At 64.3% G+C, this 375-nt stretch carries 1 protein-coding gene; it reads left to right on the top strand.

Annotated elements, in window-relative coordinates:
* The coding region (locus tag GYA94_RS27035) for an acyl-CoA dehydrogenase C-terminal domain-containing protein (RefSeq protein ID WP_174824227.1) at positions 1–302 on the top strand (302 nt) is incomplete at its 5' end.
* Positions 303–375: the final 73 nt, after the last annotated feature.

Raw genomic sequence — 375 nt, 5'->3', positions numbered from 1 at the left:
GGGTCACCCTGACCCTGCTCGGTGACCTGGCCCAGGATAAAGTCGCCGGCGCCCTGGCCAACTCGGCCCTGTACCTGAAGGCCTTCGGCCACTGTGTAATCGGCTGGCGGTGGCTGGAACAGGCAGTCCACGCCGAACTTGGGCTGCTCAAGGCCGACGCTGGCGAGCGCGACTTTTACCTCGGCAAGCTGCAAGCCGCCCGTTATTTCCTGACCTGGGAAGTACCAGGCTGCCATAATGAGCTGGCATTGCTCGAGGCGCGCGACGACACTTGCCTCGCCATGCAGGACGAGTGGTTCTAGGGGGAGCCACCGTGTACACGGAGGCTTGCACATGTTCGATTCCAGCGCCCTGCTGCGCCAGCGCTTTGCCGCG

Origin of the sequence: Pseudomonas juntendi (assembly GCF_009932375.1) — a bacterium.
Classification (GTDB): domain Bacteria; phylum Pseudomonadota; class Gammaproteobacteria; order Pseudomonadales; family Pseudomonadaceae; genus Aquipseudomonas; species Aquipseudomonas juntendi.
Note: the sequence above shows the minus strand (reverse complement) of the source record. Positions and strands in the feature narration are given on the sequence as shown.